The sequence below is a fragment of the Jatrophihabitans sp. genome (assembly GCF_051960575.1).
Taxonomy (GTDB): domain Bacteria; phylum Actinomycetota; class Actinomycetes; order Mycobacteriales; family Jatrophihabitantaceae; genus JBQCEE01.
The window spans coordinates 1-16,113 of the sequence record NZ_JBQCEE010000213.1; the positions used below are offsets into that span (position 1 = coordinate 1).

General features: G+C 72.2%; 21 protein-coding genes. 14 read left to right on the forward strand and 7 right to left on the reverse strand.

Annotated features, from left to right (window positions below):
* Positions 1 to 195 precede the first annotated feature (195 nt).
* Positions 196 to 1,590 carry a hypothetical protein gene (locus ACTHMS_RS11855; RefSeq protein ID WP_440306870.1) on the forward strand — a complete coding sequence of 465 codons (1,395 nt, stop codon included), beginning with the start codon at positions 196 to 198 and terminating at the stop codon, positions 1,588 to 1,590.
* Between the two features lies 1 nt (position 1,591).
* On the forward strand, positions 1,592 to 2,212 hold the full coding sequence (locus tag ACTHMS_RS11860) for an MSMEG_1061 family FMN-dependent PPOX-type flavoprotein (protein ID WP_440306871.1): 621 nt from the start codon (positions 1,592 to 1,594) through the stop codon (positions 2,210 to 2,212).
* 9 nt (positions 2,213 to 2,221) lie between these two features.
* Here the strand turns inward: ACTHMS_RS11860 and ACTHMS_RS11865 are convergent, their stop codons facing one another.
* Both ACTHMS_RS11865 and ACTHMS_RS11870 read right to left on the reverse strand, forming a co-directional pair.
* Positions 2,222 to 3,208, reverse strand: coding sequence for an SRPBCC family protein (locus tag ACTHMS_RS11865; RefSeq protein ID WP_440306872.1), 987 nt, complete (start codon positions 3,206 to 3,208; stop codon positions 2,222 to 2,224).
* Between the two features lie 52 nt (positions 3,209 to 3,260).
* Entirely contained in the window at positions 3,261 to 3,617 is a 357-nt protein-coding gene (locus ACTHMS_RS11870) for an ArsR/SmtB family transcription factor (RefSeq protein WP_440306873.1), read from the reverse strand.
* Between the two features lie 162 nt (positions 3,618 to 3,779).
* Between ACTHMS_RS11870 and ACTHMS_RS11875 the strand changes: the two genes are divergently transcribed.
* Positions 3,780 to 4,304, forward strand: coding sequence for a SixA phosphatase family protein (locus tag ACTHMS_RS11875; RefSeq protein ID WP_440306874.1), 525 nt, complete (start codon positions 3,780 to 3,782; stop codon positions 4,302 to 4,304).
* Between the two features lie 19 nt (positions 4,305 to 4,323).
* Here the strand turns inward: ACTHMS_RS11875 and ACTHMS_RS11880 are convergent, their stop codons facing one another.
* Positions 4,324 to 5,274 carry a LysR family transcriptional regulator gene (locus ACTHMS_RS11880; protein WP_440306875.1) on the reverse strand — a complete coding sequence of 317 codons (951 nt, stop codon included), beginning with the start codon at positions 5,272 to 5,274 and terminating at the stop codon, positions 4,324 to 4,326.
* A 150-nt stretch (positions 5,275 to 5,424) separates the two neighbouring features.
* Here ACTHMS_RS11880 and ACTHMS_RS11885 point away from each other — a divergent pair, with 150 nt between their 5' ends.
* The 5 genes from ACTHMS_RS11885 (at position 5,425) to ACTHMS_RS11905 (ending at position 8,464) form a co-directional block, all read left to right on the forward strand.
* The gene (locus tag ACTHMS_RS11885) at positions 5,425 to 6,225 is read left to right on the forward strand and encodes an alpha/beta hydrolase (RefSeq protein WP_440306876.1); all 801 of its coding nucleotides are present in this window, start codon (positions 5,425 to 5,427) and stop codon (positions 6,223 to 6,225) included.
* 9 nt (positions 6,226 to 6,234) lie between these two features.
* Positions 6,235 to 7,020, forward strand: a complete 786-nt coding sequence (locus ACTHMS_RS11890) for an SDR family oxidoreductase (protein WP_440306877.1) — start codon at positions 6,235 to 6,237, stop codon at positions 7,018 to 7,020.
* A gap of 105 nt (positions 7,021 to 7,125) precedes the next feature.
* Positions 7,126 to 7,548 (forward strand): NAD(+)--rifampin ADP-ribosyltransferase, encoded by a 423-nt coding sequence (arr, locus tag ACTHMS_RS11895; RefSeq protein WP_440306878.1) that lies wholly within the window; start codon positions 7,126 to 7,128, stop codon positions 7,546 to 7,548.
* Between the two features lie 119 nt (positions 7,549 to 7,667).
* Positions 7,668 to 8,024: a hypothetical protein gene (locus ACTHMS_RS11900; RefSeq protein ID WP_440306879.1), complete on the forward strand. Its 357-nt coding sequence runs from the start codon at positions 7,668 to 7,670 to the stop codon at positions 8,022 to 8,024.
* A gap of 71 nt (positions 8,025 to 8,095) precedes the next feature.
* Positions 8,096 to 8,464 carry an MmcQ/YjbR family DNA-binding protein gene (locus tag ACTHMS_RS11905; RefSeq protein ID WP_440306880.1) on the forward strand — a complete coding sequence of 123 codons (369 nt, stop codon included), beginning with the start codon at positions 8,096 to 8,098 and terminating at the stop codon, positions 8,462 to 8,464.
* A 15-nt stretch (positions 8,465 to 8,479) separates the two neighbouring features.
* On the opposite strand, the gene ACTHMS_RS11910 is transcribed toward ACTHMS_RS11905, so the two are convergent.
* On the reverse strand, positions 8,480 to 8,809 hold the full coding sequence (locus tag ACTHMS_RS11910) for an antibiotic biosynthesis monooxygenase family protein (RefSeq protein ID WP_440306881.1): 330 nt from the start codon (positions 8,807 to 8,809) through the stop codon (positions 8,480 to 8,482).
* An 80-nt stretch (positions 8,810 to 8,889) separates the two neighbouring features.
* Here ACTHMS_RS11910 and ACTHMS_RS11915 point away from each other — a divergent pair, with 80 nt between their 5' ends.
* From ACTHMS_RS11915 to ACTHMS_RS11925, 3 genes are read left to right on the forward strand one after another with little or no spacing between them, the layout of a single operon-like run.
* Positions 8,890 to 9,894, forward strand: coding sequence for an acyl-CoA dehydrogenase (locus ACTHMS_RS11915; RefSeq protein WP_440306882.1), 1,005 nt, complete (start codon positions 8,890 to 8,892; stop codon positions 9,892 to 9,894).
* Positions 9,891 to 11,225 (forward strand): PIG-L family deacetylase, encoded by a 1,335-nt coding sequence (locus tag ACTHMS_RS11920; RefSeq protein WP_440306883.1) that lies wholly within the window; start codon positions 9,891 to 9,893, stop codon positions 11,223 to 11,225. The genes ACTHMS_RS11915 and ACTHMS_RS11920 overlap by 4 nt, the downstream gene beginning before the upstream one ends.
* Positions 11,222 to 11,917 carry a glycosyltransferase gene (locus ACTHMS_RS11925; protein ID WP_440306884.1) on the forward strand — a complete coding sequence of 232 codons (696 nt, stop codon included), beginning with the start codon at positions 11,222 to 11,224 and terminating at the stop codon, positions 11,915 to 11,917. The genes ACTHMS_RS11920 and ACTHMS_RS11925 overlap by 4 nt, the downstream gene beginning before the upstream one ends.
* A 28-nt stretch (positions 11,918 to 11,945) precedes the next feature.
* On the opposite strand, the gene ACTHMS_RS11930 is transcribed toward ACTHMS_RS11925, so the two are convergent.
* On the reverse strand, positions 11,946 to 12,554 hold the full coding sequence (locus ACTHMS_RS11930) for a hypothetical protein (protein ID WP_440306885.1): 609 nt from the start codon (positions 12,552 to 12,554) through the stop codon (positions 11,946 to 11,948).
* Positions 12,555 to 12,607: 53 nt separating this feature from the next.
* The gene (locus tag ACTHMS_RS11935) at positions 12,608 to 13,072 is read right to left on the reverse strand and encodes a GNAT family N-acetyltransferase (protein ID WP_440306890.1); all 465 of its coding nucleotides are present in this window, start codon (positions 13,070 to 13,072) and stop codon (positions 12,608 to 12,610) included.
* Between the two features lie 373 nt (positions 13,073 to 13,445).
* Here ACTHMS_RS11935 and ACTHMS_RS11940 point away from each other — a divergent pair, with 373 nt between their 5' ends.
* Together ACTHMS_RS11940 and ACTHMS_RS11945 are read left to right on the forward strand one after the other, a co-directional pair.
* Positions 13,446 to 13,841 carry an RNA polymerase sigma factor gene (locus tag ACTHMS_RS11940; protein WP_440306886.1) on the forward strand — a complete coding sequence of 132 codons (396 nt, stop codon included), beginning with the start codon at positions 13,446 to 13,448 and terminating at the stop codon, positions 13,839 to 13,841.
* Positions 13,733 to 14,053: an RNA polymerase sigma factor gene (locus ACTHMS_RS11945; RefSeq protein WP_440306887.1), complete on the forward strand. Its 321-nt coding sequence runs from the start codon at positions 13,733 to 13,735 to the stop codon at positions 14,051 to 14,053. The genes ACTHMS_RS11940 and ACTHMS_RS11945 overlap by 109 nt, the downstream gene beginning before the upstream one ends.
* Before the next feature lie 88 nt (positions 14,054 to 14,141).
* On the opposite strand, the gene ACTHMS_RS11950 is transcribed toward ACTHMS_RS11945, so the two are convergent.
* Positions 14,142 to 15,260, reverse strand: a complete 1,119-nt coding sequence (locus ACTHMS_RS11950) for a 5-methyltetrahydropteroyltriglutamate--homocysteine S-methyltransferase (protein WP_440306888.1) — start codon at positions 15,258 to 15,260, stop codon at positions 14,142 to 14,144.
* Positions 15,261 to 15,469: 209 nt separating this feature from the next.
* Between ACTHMS_RS11950 and ACTHMS_RS11955 the strand changes: the two genes are divergently transcribed.
* Positions 15,470 to 16,113, forward strand: a 644-nt coding sequence (locus ACTHMS_RS11955) for an HAD-IA family hydrolase (protein ID WP_440306889.1), incomplete at its 3' end; no start/stop codon positions are given.

The following is a 16,113-nucleotide window of genomic DNA, read 5'->3' on the forward strand; positions in this document are numbered from 1 at the left end:
GCACGGATTCGTCACGAGGATCAGCGTCGACCGGATCACGGGCGTCGGCCCGTGGGGGGGCGACACGTAGTTCCCCCCCCCCTCCTTGCCCGCGGCGCCCGGCTGGTCGCCGGCGTCGGCGGCGGCCGGGGGCCGCCCCCCCTCGCCCCCGGGGGCGGGGGGGCCGCCGCCGTGCTGCGTCCGAGAGGAGCCACGATGTGCAACACCCACGACCACGCACCGGTCGTGCTCGGCGACTGGGTCGAGTACGTCGCCGAACCGCACCGTGACGGCAGCCTGCACCGCCTGCTGGTGAACCGTCGCGACCGCACCGCGCTGCGGCTCGGCGACGCCGACGCCGCAGCACTCGGACTCGACGGCGCGGCCGGGCCGCCGCCGGGCCCCGACCTGCTCGACGAGTTGCGGGCGGGGCGGCACCTCGCGTGCAGCCCGCCGATCGTGCGCCCGCGGCACCGGTGGGCGGCGGTGGCCGGGTTCGTCCGCACCCTCGACGTGCACAGCACCCGTGGGGTGCGGGCCGTCGACACGCTGTACCGCTGCGTCGCGCGGCACCTGTTCCGGCCCGCTGCGGTGGCCGTGCAGGCGGCGCTCGCGCTGGCCGGCCTCGTCGCGATCGTGCACGCGTTCTCGGCCGGCGCAGGCCACCTGCGCCTGGCCGCGCGCGACGTCCCGTGCGCGGTCGCCATCAGCCTTGTCGCGATCGCGCTGCATGAACTGGCACACGCGTTGGTCGTCGTCCACCACGGCCGGCAGGTCGACGCCTTCGGCTTCCGGCTGCATCTCGGCACCCCGGCGTTCTACGTCGAGTCGGTCGACGCGCTGTTGCTCGACCGCCGCGCCCGCATCGTGCAGGCGTTCGCGGGCTCGTGGGCCGAGTGGCTGTTCACCTCGTCGGTGGCGCTGGTGCATTGGGCGGCGCCCGACCTGCTCGGCGCCGCCGTGGTCTCGCGCTTCCTGCTGGTCAACTGCATCACCGTCGCGTCGAACCTCCTGCCGTTCGCCGGCCTCGACGGCCAGTTCATCGCGGGCGACCTCGCGCGCGAACCCGACCTGGCCGGCTCGGCCCGCGGCTCGATGCTGCGACTGGCGCACGCGTGGTGCGCAGGACAGCCGGTGACGCGTCGCGACCGCGCACTCGCCGCCTACCGTGGCGTCGACGCGCTGGTCTCGCTCGCCCTGCTGCTGCTGGCCGGGGTGTTCTGGTCGTCGCTGTTCGGCGGCGTCGTCGCGTCCGCCTGGCATGGTGGCACCGTCGACCGTCTCGTGCTCGTCGTCGCGCTCGCGATCGTGCTGCGGCCCAGCGTGGTCGCCCTGCTCCCCCGCGTCGCCGCCTCGGCCGCAACCCCCGTCGACCTGGTCGGGCGGGTGCGCTTCCGGCTGCAGTGGCGCTGGCGGCTGCCCGCGATCACCGCGCTGGCAGCGTCCGCCCCCCGGCTCGCCGGCCTGGACGACCTTGCCCTCGGCCGCCTGGCCGGACGACTCGTGCGCGTGCGCACGGCCTGGCGGCGGCGCCGTGGAACGGTGCGAGTGCTGCTGCCGGACGACGACATCGCAGCAGCAATCGCGATGCGCGCGCCGATAGCCTGCTGACGTGCGCCGCGAGATCACGTCCGTCGACGAACTGGTCGCCCTGCTCGGTGAGCCCGGGGCCCGGGCCGCGAACAAGGGACGCGACCACCTGCTCGACGTCGACCGGCGCTGGCTCGAGGCCAGCCCGTTCTGCGTCATCGCCACGGCGGACGCCGACGGCCGCTGCGACGCCAGCCCGAAGGGCGATCCGGCCGGCTCGCTCGTGCACGTGCTCGACGACCGCACCATCGCCCTCGCCGAGCGCCCCGGCAACCGCCGCGCCGACGGCTACCGCAACATCGTCGCCAACCCGCACGTCGGCATCGACTTCGTCATCCCGGGACGGGGCGACACCCTGCGAGTCAACGGACGCGCCCGGCTGGTCGTCGACGACGAGCTCGGCGATGTCCTCGCCGTCGACGGCAAGCGACCGATCATGCTGCTCGTCGTCGAGGTCGACGAGGTGTTCTTCCACTGCAGCAAGGCGTTCCTGCGCAGCGGCATCTGGAAGCCGCACACCTGGAACCCGGACGCCGTCGAGCGTCGCGCCGTCATCGCCCACGAGATCGAGCCAGACGGGCGCAGCATCGCCGAGCTCGACGAGTACTACGTCGAGGCGAACTACGCCAAGGGCCTGTACTGACCCGTCCGGTCAGCCGGCGAGCACGGCCTGTTCGAGACGCGCGTAGCTCGTCTCCATGCCGTCGACCATGCCGGTGCCGAGCACGAGGTCGCGCGTGGCCGCGTCCGGGTAGGTGATCACGAGCGTCAGCAGCGTGCCCTCCTCGAGCGGCGTGAGGGTGAGCTCGTTGGTCGTGCCGGGCGCGTCGGCGGGGATGCCGTCGCCCGACATCCGCTCGGTGGTGACGGCGCGGTGTGGCGGCGCGATCTCGAGCACCTCGCCGGTGGCGGTGAAGCTGCGTCCGGTGGCGTCGTCCTGCCAGACGTAGCGGTACGGCTGCCCGACCTCGGTCGCGACCTCGCACGTCGGCATCGACCATCCGTCCGGGCCGAGCAGCCAGCGCTGCAGCAGCGACGCGTCGTGGTGGGCGGCCCACACCTGCTCGACGCTGCCGCGGATCACCCGGCTCACCCGCACCGTCGTGTCGTCGAGCGTCTGCGCGGCGGCCGGCAGCTCGGCGGCGAACGTGCGCAGGTCGGCGAGCACGTCGTCGATCTGACCCATCGCCTGCCGCATCCCCTCCTCCATGCCCATGCCGAGCAACTGCTCGAGCTCGTCGACGGAGTTGAAGTAGGTCGTGGTCGTCAGCCGTGAGGCCGCGCCGTTCGCCTCGAACGCGAACACCATCCGCATCGACGGCAGGTCGGTGTTCGGGGTGCCGTCGGCGTGACAGAACCCGTCGCGCACCTCGAACGAATGCGGCGCCTTGACGTCGATGAACTCCCAGTAGCCACGCGCCACGTCGCCCTCCGGACCGGTCATCGAGTACTCCGAACGCCCGCCCGCGGCCATGTCGTGGCGCGTGAAGGTCGCGGGGTAGGTCGGCGGACCCCAGAACCGCTCGAGCCGCCGCGGGTCGGCGTATGCGTCCCACAGGCGTTGCAACGGCACCGCGAAGTCGGCGACGACCGTCATCGTCAGGGCTTCCGGGTCCTTGGTGACCGACGTGACCGGCATGGTGGTTCCTCTCGTGGTGGGCGCACGCTGCGCCCGGATCGACGGGTGTTGTTCAGTGCTGTCGGCGCGGCTCGTCGTCCTCGGCGAACATCGCGTCGAGACGCGCGATACGCGACCGCCACAGCTGCTCGTAGCCGTCGAGCAACGCCTGCGCGCGCTGGATGACCTCGGGCACGGCGCGGACGAGCCGCTCGCGACCGCGCGTCTCCTTCGTCACCAGCCCCGCCCTCTCCAGCACGGCCACGTGCTTCTGCACGGCCTGGAACGACATCGCGTAGTCCTGCGCCAGGTGCGACACCGACTCGTCGCCGAGCAGCGTGCGGCGGACGATGTCGCGGCGCGTCGCGTCGGCGAGGGCCGCGAAGATGCGGTCGACCTCGGCGTCGCTGAGTTCATCACGTACAACCATTTGGTTGTACGTTAGCGGTCGCTGCGCTGTGGGTCAACCACCCCTGGTGCGGCGGGTGTGGCGACGCTGCGGGGCGACTCGCCGAGCGCGGTCCCCGCAGCGTGGCCGCACACCACCGGCCCACCGTGGCAGCCGCGACGCGACGGCGCGCAGACTGGGGCGATGTCGTCCGCACGCCGCCTCTACCTGCTGCGCCACGCGAAGTCCGACTGGGGCGACCCGGGCCTGGCCGACCACGACCGGCCCCTCAACGCCCGTGGTGTCCGGGCGACAGGCCTCGTCGCCGACCACCTGCGCGCCGTCGGCGCCGAGGTCGATCTCGTGCTCTGCTCGACCGCGCGGCGAACACGCGAGACCTGGCAAGGCGTGCGCGGAGGCCTGCACCGCGATCCCGAGGTGCGGTTCGAGGCGGCCATCTACGAGGCGCCACCGCAGCGGCTGCTCGACCTGCTTCGCGGCATCGACGACGAGCATCGCGCCGTGCTGATGATCGGACACAACCCCGGCACCGCGCTGCTCGCGCACGGGCTGATCGCGGGCGGCGATCCCGACCTGCTCGCCCGGCTCGACGAGGGCTATCCGACCGCCGCCCTCACCACGCTCACCTTCGAGGGCACCTGGGCCGACCTGCGGCCGAACGCCGCACAGCTCGAGGGCTTCGTCCGACCTCGCGATCTCGCCGGTTGATCACCGGCCGACCGGCGCGTCAGACGACGGCGCTGCCGTGCTGCGTCGCAGCCGGGTCAGCATCGGGCACGGACGACCAGCCACGCGCTCGCGCGAGTTCCGCCGCGACGTCCAGGAACGCTTCGACGGCCTCCGTCGGCGGCTCGTCGCGCCAGGCGATCGCCCACGGGTACGCGGGCGTCTGTTCCTCGGGCCGGTGCACCGGGCAGCCGGCGTCCGCGTACCGCTCGGCGTAGCTCTCGAACTCGAGCACGAACCCGGGTGCGGCGGCGCGTCGCACGACGGCGAAGCAGTGCAGGAACATGCCGGGATTCCCGAGCCAGCGCAGTGCGACACCGTTGTCGTGTTCGAGGGCGGTCAGGAACTCGCCGTGCGCGTTGTACAGGCCCGAGCCCGGCGGGTCGGCGAAGACCTCCAGCGGTCGTTCGTGCAGCGAGGCCGTCGCACGCACGGGCTCGCCCGGGCGGCCGACCAGCAGCAGGGGCTCACGCCGCAGCGGGCGGTGCCGCCAGCCGACCGGGTACTCCTGCAGCATGCGCGGCGTGACGCGCACGATGGCGACATCGAGTTGACGAGCCAGCAGCGATCGCAGCTGCCGATAGCTGTCCTGCTGTCGCTCGACCAGCGTGACGCCGGGATGCGCCCGTGCGAAGGCGTCGGCGACGAGCCGGCTGGTGGCGAGTTCGAAGACGTGCGCGATGCGCACGGTGCCCACGTCGGCGTCGTGCCGCATGCGGTCGGCGACTGCGAGCAGTTGTCGCGCGTCCGCGAAGAAGCGGGCGCCACGCTCGGTCAGCATCACGTTCCGACTGTCGCGGACGAGCAGTGGGCCGCCCACCTCGGCCTCGAGTTTGCGGATCTGCTTGGACAGCGCCGGCTGGCTGATGAACAGCCTCGCCGCCGCGCGTCCGAAGTGCAGCTCCTCGCCGACGGCGACGAAGTATCGGACCAGACGCAGGTCGAGGTCCACGGCACCCCCTGACGGCGCGTCGTAGCGGCGATGCCACACGGTAACGGTGTTCGGTTCCTCGCGGTTATCGATCCGGACGAAACGTGTCTTGGACGCGCCGTCGGTCGCTGGTGTCTGCTTCGGTGGCTTTCGCCGACCGAAAGGCACCGCATGTCCACGACCTCCACACCTGTCGTCTTCATCCACGGCCTCTGGCTGCACGCCACCAGCTGGACGCCGTGGGTCGAGCTGTTCCGCGAGGCCGGCTACGACCCGATCGCACCGGGCTGGCCGAACGAGCCGGACACCGTCGAGGAGGCGAGGTCGCAGCCCGACGCGGTGGCCGACCTGAGCATCGACGACGTCACCGAACACTTCGCCAAGATCATCGCCTCGCTGCCGGCCGAACCGATCATCATCGGCCACTCGTTCGGCGGGCTGTTCGCCGAGAAGCTCCTCGGTCAGGGCGTCGGCGTCGCGGCCGTCGCCATCGACCCGGCCCAGATCAAGGGCGTCCTGCCGCTCCCGCTCGCCCAACTGCGCAGCGGCCTGCCTGCACTCGGCAACCCCGCCAACCTGCACAAGGCGGTCTCGCTCACTGCGAAGGAGTTCCGGTACGGGTTCGGCAATGCCGTCTCCGAGGAGGAGTCGGACGCGCTGTTCGAGCGGTGGACGATCCCGTCACCGGCCCGGCCGCTCTTCCAGGCCGCGGCCGCGAACTTCGCCGTCCACTCCCAGGCGAAGGTCGACACCGACAACGGCACCCGGGGGCCGCTGCTGCTCATCTCGGGCACTGCCGACCACACCGTGCCGGACGTGGTCACCCGCTCGACGCTCAAGCAGTACCGCGACTCGACCGCGGTCACCGAACTCAGGCAGTTCGAGGGTCGCGGTCACTCGCTCACGATCGACAGCGGGTGGCGCGAGGTCGCCGATGCGGTGCTGGCCTGGTTGCGGACGAACGGGTTGTAGGGCACGGCGATGGACCTCGAACTGAGCGGCAGGCTCGCCGTCGTCACCGGTGCCAGCAAGGGCATCGGGCTGGCGATCACCCGGGCACTGGTCGACGAGGGCGTGACCGTCGTCGCCGGTGCGCGGGACAAGACCGACGACCTGGCCGACCTGGCCGCGAGCGGACGCGTGCACCCCGTCTCCGTCGACCTCTCGACGCCCGACGGGCCGGCGGAGCTCATGGCGGTCGCGCGCGACCTCGGCGGGCCGCACATCCTGGTGAACAACGTCGGGGCGGCGGCGCCGCGACTGTCGGGGTTCCTCGACATCACCGACGACCAGTGGGCGGCGACGTTCAACCTCAACCTCATGGCCGCGGTACGGACGACGCGGGCAGCATTGCCGGTGATGCTCGCGGCGGGGGGCGGGGTCATCGTCACGACCAGCTCGGTCAACGCGTTCCTGCCCGACCCCCTCGTACTGGACTACAGCGCGTCGAAGGCAGCGCTGACGAACTTCTCGAAGGCCCTGTCCAAGGAGTTCGGCCCGCGAGGCATCCGCGCCAACACCATCAGCCCGGGCCCGGTCGCCACCGACCTCTGGCTCGGCGACGGCGGGATGGCTGCCACCGTCGCCCGCGCGACCGGCGGGGCCGCGTCCGACGTCGCCGGCAGCGCCGCCCAGCAGTCGGTCACCGGCCGATTCACCCGTCCCGACGAGATCGCCGCGCTCGCAACGTTCCTCGTCAGTGACCGCGCCGGCAACGTGACCGGCGCCGACTTCGTCATCGACGGCGGGCTCGTGACGACGACCTGACGCGAAGCCCGCCACCTTCACCATACGGCCGGGGTGGGGGCTTGCGGCAAGGCCCCGGTGCTCGGGCAGACTCGCGCGTCCAGCCAAGCGCCAGAGGGGTTTCGCGTGTCCGCACCGCTCGATGAAGGTCCGTTCTTCCACGGCACGATCGCCGACCTCGGTGTCGGCGACCTGCTCACCGCCGGCCGCCGCTCGAACTACCGGCCCGAGATCGTCATGAACCACATCTACTTCACCGCGCGGGTCGACGGCGCCGGGCTCGCCGCCGAGATCGCGGCTGAACTGTCCGGGTGCGGGGCGACGCCGCGGGTCTATGCCGTCGAGCCGACCGGCGCGTGGGAGCACGACCCGAACGTCACCGACAAGAAGTTCCCCGGCAACCCGACCCGGTCGTACCGCAGCCGTGACCCGCTGCGCATCGTCGCGGAGGTGACCGAGTGGACGCGGCTCACCCCGGACGAGCTGCAGACCTGGCGCGAGCGGCTGTCGGCGCTGCTTGCGGACGAGCGTGCGGAGATCATCAACTGAGGCGCGCTTCGAGCCGCGGTCCGTCACCGATTCGGAGGCCGCGCGCCCGGCGGATGCATCTGGTCGAGGGCCGCGAGCGGTTCTAGCCTGGCGTCACCACACTCCTGAACGGAGCGACCATGGCCACCACGTCCGACGAGGTCGCGGCCTCGTTCCAGTCCCTCACCGCGGCGGACCAGAAAGCAGTGGCGCAACGGCTCCGCGACTCACAGCCGGGCCTGTTCGACCTCGACCCGGTGACTCGACGGATCATCTGGGGAGCGGTCTTCGTCGTGCTCCTCGCGATCGCGGTCGGCGCGCTTGCCGTCATCTGGCACAGCTACACCGTGGATATCACGACGACGACGGGCACGGGCGCCAACCGGACGACCACCACGTCGCATCCCGACGTGTCGGCCGCGTGGGCGGTCATCAGCGCGGTCGTCGCCGGCATCGTCGGCCTGCTCGTCCCGAGCCCGACGAGTGGCAAGGCGTAGCCCGGCGCGCAGGGCGGCGGGCGAGGGCAGCGCCGGGCAGCGCCGGCACGCCTCGGTGCGGACGGAATTCCGTGGCTGACGCCGACGACGTGCGCCGCCTCGCCCTCGCCCTGCCGCGGGTCGAGGAGATCGACAGCGAGGGCTTCGACTTCCGCGTGGCCGGGAAGGGCTTCGTCTGGTCGTACCCCGAGCGGATTCCGGGTCGGCGGCGGACGATCCGCACCGATGTCGCGGTGCTCTACGTCGGGGACGAGGCCGAGAAGCAGGCCCTGCTGCGCGGCGAGCCCGAGCTCTTCTTCACGACCCCCGGGTACGACGGGCTGCCACTGGTGATGCTCCATCTCTCCCGCGTCGACACCGAACGGCTGGTCGAGCTCGTCACCGACGCCTGGCGCATGCGGGCACCGGCAGATGTGGCCGAGCCGGATGGCGTCGGCTGAGCGGCTGGACGCCTGTCAGCCCGCCGAGCTGCCACCCGCGATCTCGTACGACCACACCTCGCTCTGCACGCCCACGGGCGGCGGGGCGTCCCCGCCAGAGCGCTCGGCCGCCGAGCGGTGGCCGTGACCGAAGGCCGGTGACGACAGCCAGGCCTGGAACGACTCCTCGTCGCGCCAGCGCGTGACGACGAGCCACACCGTGCGGTCGTCGGTGGGCTTGAGCAGTTCGAAGCCCTCGAACCCGTCCTGGTCGTCGACCGCGCCAGCACGTGCCGCGAACCGGTGCGCGAGCTCGTCACCGCTGTCCGCGGGCACGGTGATCGCGTTGATCTTGATGACTGTCATGACGACGATGCTTCCACCCCTCGTCCGGAGGTGACGACCGCCGGTGGTTGCACCGGCGATCCGCTGGGCAGACCGCAGAGGTGAACGACGCAACCGGCGCGTTCGACGGCGCACCGCTGCCGTCGTGGGCGGATGAGGTCCGCGGGTCGGCTGCGGCCTCCGCCGGCAAGGTCGCGGACGCCATCGCGCTCGCCGACACCGTCGGCCGACTGCTGCCCGTGCCGGGTGCGGGAGCGACGGCGCTGCGGTGGTCGGTGCTGGCGCTGGTCGCCGAGCAGGACCTCACCGTCGCCCGAGTGCTCGAGCCGCACGTCGACGCGCTGGCGATCCTGGACGAAGCGGGCCTGCCGCGTCCGCAAGGCGTCTGGGGGGTCTTCGCGGCCGAGGCCGCCGGTGTCCGCCTGGACGCGACCGACGACGGCGCGCGCACGACCTTGACCGGCACCAAGCCGTGGTGCTCGCTCGCCGACCGGCTCGACGGTGCGCTCGTCACCGCCTTCACCGGCGACCGCCGGCGCCTCTACCAGGTCGACCTGCGGCAGCCGGGCGTCGAGCCGCTGCCGAGCGATGGCTGGGTCGCTCGCGGTCTGTCCGCGGTGACCAGCGTCGGCGTCGTGTTCGACGGCGCCGTGGCGACGCCCGTCGGCGCCCCCAGTTGGTACCTCGACCGCGACGGGTTCGCGTGGGGCGGCATCGGCGTCGCAGCCTGCTGGTTCGGCGCGGCGCGGGCACTGCTCACGCAACTGCGCGCGGCGGCACGCGACGACGACGTGAGCCGCATGCATGTCGGGGCGGTCGACGTCGCCCTGCACGGCGCCGCGGCCACGCTGCAGGTGGCTGCGGCCCTGGTCGACAGCGGCCGCGCAGGCGGCGCCGAGGGCAGTCGGCTGGCGACGCGGGTGCGCTCGGTCGTGGCCGGGGCGGTCGAGCAGACGCTGCACCACACGACGCACGCGCTCGGCCCAGGCCCGCTCGCGTTCGACGATCAGTACGCCCGGCGCGTCGCCGATCTCGAGCTCTACGTGCGCCAGCACCACGGCGAGCGCGACCTGGCCCTGCTGGGCGCCGAACTGACCGCCCGATGACCGATACCTTGCGGCACGACCAGCCCGGCACGAGCGAGGCGGCCTGGGCCGGCGCCCTCGACCGGCTTCCGGGTCTGGACGTGCCCGGTCGCGGCGACCACGTGCTGGTGCTCGCGGCCCACCCGGACGACGAGACGCTCGGCGCCGGCGGGCTCATCGCGGCGTCGCTCGCCGCCGGTGCCGACGTCGAGGTGGTCATCGCGACGGACGGCGAGGCGTCGCACCCGGACTCACCGACGCACTCCCCCGACCGGCTCGCCGCGCTGCGCCGACGCGAGGGCGAGGCGGCCGCGAGCGCGTTGGGCGGGCCGGCCGTCTCGTGGCTCGGGCTGCCCGACGGCCGTCTCACGGGACACCTCGACACGCTCAGCTCGGCGGTGGCCGAGCGGCTGCGCCCGACAACAGTGCTGGCGACGCCATGGGTCGGCGACCGGCATCCCGACCACGAGGCATGCGCACTCGCGGGCCGCCGCGCCCTGGCCGACCGGCCCGGCGTCAGGCTGTGGCAGTTCCCGATCTGGGCGTGGCACTGGGCCGATCCGACCGACGCGCCTCCCGGCGGGGACGAGCTGCACCGACTGGATCTCGGCGCTGCCACAGGGGACAGGAAGCGCGCTGCCGTGGACGCCTACCGGTCGCAGCACCTGCCGCTCTCGCCCGCCCAGGGCGACGGGGCGATCCTGCCAGCCGGCGTCCTGCAGCACTTCCGGCGTCCGTTCGAGTGCTTCGTGGTCGAGCCACGGCATCCGGCCGCCGAACCGCGCTGGTTCGACCGGCTGTACGACGAGGCCGACGATCCGTGGGGTCTGCGCGATCGCTTCTACGAGCAGCGCAAGCGTGACCTGCTGGTCGCCTCCCTGCCGCGTCCACGGTTCCGGCGGGCGTTCGAGCCCGGCTGCTCGCTCGGGCTCATCACCGAGCGGCTCGCCGAACGCTGCGACCACGTCGTCGCCTGGGACGCGTCACCCCGGCCACTGGCGGCGGCTGCCGCTCGTCTCGCGGGGCGGTTGGTCGAGATCGGTACGGGCGTCATCCCCGGCGAATGGCCCGACGGCATCTTTGACCTGGTCGTGCTCAGTGAGATCGGCTACTACTGCGCACCGGACGAGCTGGCCGAGCGTGTCCGGGCGAGCCTGGCGCCCGACGGTGTGGTCGTGGCCTGCCACTGGCGGCACCCGGCGCCCGACCATCCCTCGACAGCCGTTGAGGTGCATGACGCGCTTGCCGCTCGGCTGCATCGCACCGTCGGTCACGTCGAGGACGACTTCCTGCTCGACGTCTTCTCCCTCGACCCGCGCTCGGTCGCGCGACGGGAAGGGATCACGCCGTGATCCGCGAGGTCGTCACCGTCATCCCGGCCCACGACGAGGAGGACCGGCTCGGGGCCGCCCTCGCCGCCGTGACGCGCAGCGAGCGGTTGCTGCGTTGGCAATCTGCCGATGCCGTGCGCTGCCGCGTGGTCGTCGCGCTCGACGCGTGTGCCGACGGCAGCGGTGCCGTGGCCGCCGGTTTCCCCACCGTCGAGACAGTCGCCCTCGACGCCCGGTGTGTCGGCGCGGCGCGGGCGGCGGGTGCGGCGCTCGCCCTCGCCGGCCGCAACCCCCGTGAGGTGTGGCTGGCCAACACCGACGCGGACTCCGAAGTACCGGTCACCTGGCTCCCCCGCATGCTCGCCGATGCGCAGCGGGGCGTGCAGCTGCGGCTCGGCACGGTGCTGCCCGCGGACGACCTCGCGCACGCGTCCGCGCACCGCTGGCACCGGCAGCACGTGCTGCGCGAGCACCACCCGCACGTGCACGGCGCCAACCTCGGCATCCGCGGCGACGTCTACCTCGCGCTCGGCGGCTGGCCCGCGCTGCGCACCGGCGAGGACTGGGCCCTCGCCGACCGGGCGCGGCGCGCCGGTCATCTCTGGATCGCCCGCACCGCCCTCGACCCGGTGCGCACCAGCGCCCGCCTCGACGGCCGCGCGCCCGAGGGCTTCTCGAGCTACCTGCGTGGACTGGCCGCCGACAGCGCCTGAGCTACCCGCGCTCGTCCCCGAGCGACGATCACCCGGACACTGCGCGGCTCGGCATGACGGCTGCGCCGGTGGCGGGCGTCCAGTACGCACTGGTCGTCGGTGCGTAGCTGAGGCGATCAATGATCGGCGTCCGGTCGAGTGGGCCGATCTCGCCCTGCAGCGCGCGCGCCCGCTGCCAGATCGCGACCGCCGACCGGCCGGCCCGGCTGGTCGCGAGATGGTCGCCGGTCAGCTCGTCCCGCCACCGCTTGCCCAGCTTGGTCGGTGTCGCAATCCCGACAGGAATCTTGTCGCCACCGGCGGTCCAGATGACGAGGAACCAGGCGGTCCGCCGGCCGCGCTGTCGCAGGAGGGCGACGGTGGCCACCTCCGCCAGGTCGATGACCCGGTGTCGGACGAAGGTCGGGATGGTCAGCGTCCTGTCGGTCAGCACACGCGCGCGCAGTTGCGAGATCGCGAGCAGCAGGACCGGCGCCGCCAGCAGGATCAGGAGCAGTCCGACGGCGATGTCGCCCACGCTGTCGTGGGAGACGCCGATCGCCAACCCTGCGACGCCGGCGATGGCGAAGGCCGAGAAGTACACGGTCATCAGCCAGGCGAGCAGCGACAACCGGTCACGGAAGCGCAGCTCAGACAACGCTCGGCACCATGGTTCCACCCTATGCGGACGCCTGGGCCGGGCGTTCGGACTCAGCGCCGCAACGTGACGTCCTCGGGGTTCGGCCGGTTCTTGCGGTCGTCGATCTCCATCCAGACGTCGACGACGCGCAGCGGGGCGAAGCCGATCTTCTCGTAGACGCCGTGCGCGTCCCGGGTGCCCAGCACGAACCGCGGCACGCCCCGCCGGCGCAACTCGTCCACCAGCGTCTGCACCATCCAGGTGCCGATGCCCTTGCCCCGCCAGGCGTCGTCGACGACGACGTCGCCGATCCAGGCGAACGACGCGAAGTCGGTCGTGGCCCTCGCCAGCGCGACCTGCTCCCCGGCCGGTGTGTGGACCCCGATGGCGTAGGAGTGCTCGATCGAACGCTCGATCGTCGCCCGGTCACGTTCGTTCGCCCAGTACGACGCCGCGAGCCACGCGGCGACACGGTCGAGATCCAACAGCGCCTTGTCGTCGGACACGACGAGCCCGTCGGCGCGCTCAGCGAGAATTCCCACGACGAGACGGTAGCCGTTCGTCCCAACCGGGTTCGCTCCGGCGACGAAGCGCGTGCTGCGTCGAGGACGCGGCCAGCAGCGTCGTGCCGCTGTCGAGGCCGGGCAGCGATGTCCGATCACCCGACGGAGCATCGGGGCACGGCGGCCTACCCTCGGTGACGGCGCACGCCGGTCGATCTTGGTCGCTCCGGCACGTAGCGCTGATGACGGTGGAGTTCGCGCAGCCGGCCGCACGGGAGTACACGACGCCCGGTACGTAGCGCTGACGACGACACATCCGTCACTCCTGGCGCCTGCCCTCTGCGGCCGCGCCGGGCGAACAGGGCTGCGACCGATGGTCGAGGCCCGAAGGGTCCGGGGGGACACCATGCTGAACGACGACGACGCCTGGTCTTGGGTGCACGCAGCGGCTGCGGGCGACTCCGCGGCGTTCGGCCGGCTGTACGAGGAGTACGCCGGCGAGATCCACCGCTTCGTGCGCCGACGCACGATCAGCGCGGAGCTGGCCGAGGATCTGACGCAGGACACCTTCGTCCGCGCACTGCGAGCGATCGGCACGGTCACCGATCAAGGACGACCGGTGGCGGCATGGCTGGTGACCATCGCGCGCAACCTCATCCTCGACCATGCGAAGTCCGCGCGCACCGCCGCGAGGTGCTCACCGACGAGACCGTCGAGGACCGCGCCTGGCTGTGCAGCGCGGAGGACTGCGTCGTCGCGGAGTTCGACCGTCGGGAGGTCGTCGCCGCGATCCGGCACCTGACGCCGGTGCAACGCGAGTGCATCGCCCTGCGCTTCCTCGCCGGCTGCACCTTGGAGGAGACGGCCGAGTACACGGGCAGCAATGTCGGCAGCGTGAAGGCCGCCCAGCACCGCGGACTGCGCAGCCTCCGCCAACTGCTGGCCGCGAGCTGCCGCGGCGCCGACCAGGCACAGCCCGTCGACGGATGCGTCCTCGCGGAAGCAGCGGCCTGACGGCACCGGCACGACGACGGCCGTCCCCTGTCGAGAGCACCGGACTCAGCAAGGGGACGCGGGATCGAGAGCCGACGGACCTCGCCGGTTAACCCCAGACCTCGTGCGCCGTCTCGACGATGAGCCTCAGCTTGGCGATCTCGTCGTCGATGGTCAGCGCGTTGCCCTCGACGGTGGACGAGAAGCCGCATTGGCCTGACAGGCACAGCTGCTCGAGCGGGATGTACTTCGCCGCCTCGTCGATGCGACGCTTGAGCTCGTCCTTGCTCTCGAGCTGCGGGCGCTTGGTCGTGACCAGGCCCAGGACGACGTACTTGTCCGGCGGCACGAAGCGCAGCGGCTCGAAGCCGCCGGAGCGGGCGTCGTCGTACTCGAGGAAGAAGCCGTCGACGTCGAGTTGGCCGAAGAGCGCCTCGGCGACGAAGTCGTAGCCGCCCTCGGCGGTCCACGCCGAGCGGAAGTTGCCGCGGCACAGGTGGGTGGTGATCCGCAGACCGACCGGTCGGTCGGCGAGCGCGGCATTGATCTGCCGGATGTACAGCTCGTGCTGGTGCTCGGCGTCGGCGCCCATGGCGGCGAATTGCGCCCGCTGCGCCGGGTCGTTGAGGTAGGCCAGGCTGGTGTCGTCCAGCTGCAGGTAGGTGCAGCCGAGCGCGGCGATGCCCTGCACCTGCCGGGCGTAGGCGGCCGAGAGGTCGGCCCAGAATTGGTCCTCGTCCGGGTACACGGTCTTGTCGATCGCGGCCGGGCCGCCGCGGTAGTGCACCATGCTCGGCGACGGGATGGTCAGCTTCGGCGTCGCGGTGGTGACGACCGACCGCAGGAACTCGAAGTCCGCGCCGAAGATCGGTTCGTCGAGCCCGACCTTGCCGTCGACCTTGAGCGCTGCGGACTCGAAGTCGAGATCGCCCTGCTCGTTGCGGAAGTGCACCGTGATCTGCTCGTCGGTGCGGTGCACGCCCTGCAGTTGATAGATGAAGTCCATGTGCCAGGACGTGCGTCGGAACTCGCCGTCGGTGGCCGACTGCAGGCCGATGTCCTCCTGCATGCGGACGACCTCGCGGATCGCCTCGTCCTCGGCGGCACGCAGTTCCGCGGCGTCGATGCGCCCGTCCGCCCGCGCCGCACGCGCGTCCAACAACCGCTTCGGACGAAGCAGGCTGCCCACATGGTCGGCGCGGAACGGAGGCTCGGTGCGAGGCGTCATCCCTCCGTCCTACCGGGCCGGCACGACGATGACCAGGGCACGCGCACACCGCGCATCCGGCACCGAATCGGCGCCAAACCTGTGCAAACCGATCGGATGGCGTCAATCGAGGGGCGGAACCGGGCAAGCACGGCTGGGATGAACGTGGTGCCCGGCTCGCCTGGTCCTCCGTTCCGACCGCCCTCACCGACGTCGATTGGACCTGCCCCGTGCCCACCGTGCTCCTCGGTTCCATCAGCACGATCGCCGACACCTCCGAACTGCAGCGCCGCGCGTTCAACGAGGCGTTCACATCCCACGGCCTCGACTGGTCGTGGAGCCAGGACGAGTACCGGCAGCTGATCACCAGCAACGGCGGTGCGCAGCGCATCGCCGACTACGCCGCCGCGCGCGGTGACGAGGTCGACGCCGCCGCCGTGCACCGCACCAAGTCCGAGATCTTCCAGAAGCTGCTCGGCTCGACGAAGATCGAAGTGCGGCCGGGCGTCGCCGAGACGATCCGTGCGGCGAAGGCCGACGGCCAGCAGGTGGCGCTGGTGACCACCACGTCGCCGGCGAACGTCGACGCCCTCCTCGCCGCGGTCGAGGGTCAGCTCGCGCGCGACGACTTCGACCTCGTCGTCGACTCGACCCACGTCGACACCCCCAAGCCCGACGGTGCGGTCTACCGCTTCGCCCTGCAGCAGCTCGGTCGCACGGCCGCCGACGCGGTGGCGATCGAGGACAACACCGGCGGCCTCGCCGCCGCGGTCGACGCAGGCCGCGCCTGCGTCGCCATACCCCACGAGAACACCCCCGGCCACGACGTCGGCACCCCCGCCGCGGTCGTCGACCGCATCGACAACGACCAGCA

Coding starts and splice junctions, on each gene's coding strand:
- ACTHMS_RS11950 (WP_440306888.1), bottom strand. CDS start 15,260: ATGACGCCTCGCACCGAGCCTCCGTTCCGCGCCGACCATGTGGGCAGC.
- ACTHMS_RS11940 (WP_440306886.1), top strand. CDS start 13,446: ATGCTGAACGACGACGACGCCTGGTCTTGGGTGCACGCAGCGGCTGCG.
- ACTHMS_RS11870 (WP_440306873.1), bottom strand. CDS start 3,617: ATGGTTGTACGTGATGAACTCAGCGACGCCGAGGTCGACCGCATCTTC.
- ACTHMS_RS11910 (WP_440306881.1), bottom strand. CDS start 8,809: ATGACAGTCATCAAGATCAACGCGATCACCGTGCCCGCGGACAGCGGT.
- ACTHMS_RS11920 (WP_440306883.1), top strand. CDS start 9,891: ATGACCGATACCTTGCGGCACGACCAGCCCGGCACGAGCGAGGCGGCC.
- ACTHMS_RS11875 (WP_440306874.1), top strand. CDS start 3,780: ATGTCGTCCGCACGCCGCCTCTACCTGCTGCGCCACGCGAAGTCCGAC.
- ACTHMS_RS11855 (WP_440306870.1), top strand. CDS start 196: ATGTGCAACACCCACGACCACGCACCGGTCGTGCTCGGCGACTGGGTC.
- ACTHMS_RS11900 (WP_440306879.1), top strand. CDS start 7,668: ATGGCCACCACGTCCGACGAGGTCGCGGCCTCGTTCCAGTCCCTCACC.
- ACTHMS_RS11885 (WP_440306876.1), top strand. CDS start 5,425: ATGTCCACGACCTCCACACCTGTCGTCTTCATCCACGGCCTCTGGCTG.
- ACTHMS_RS11865 (WP_440306872.1), bottom strand. CDS start 3,208: ATGCCGGTCACGTCGGTCACCAAGGACCCGGAAGCCCTGACGATGACG.
- ACTHMS_RS11890 (WP_440306877.1), top strand. CDS start 6,235: ATGGACCTCGAACTGAGCGGCAGGCTCGCCGTCGTCACCGGTGCCAGC.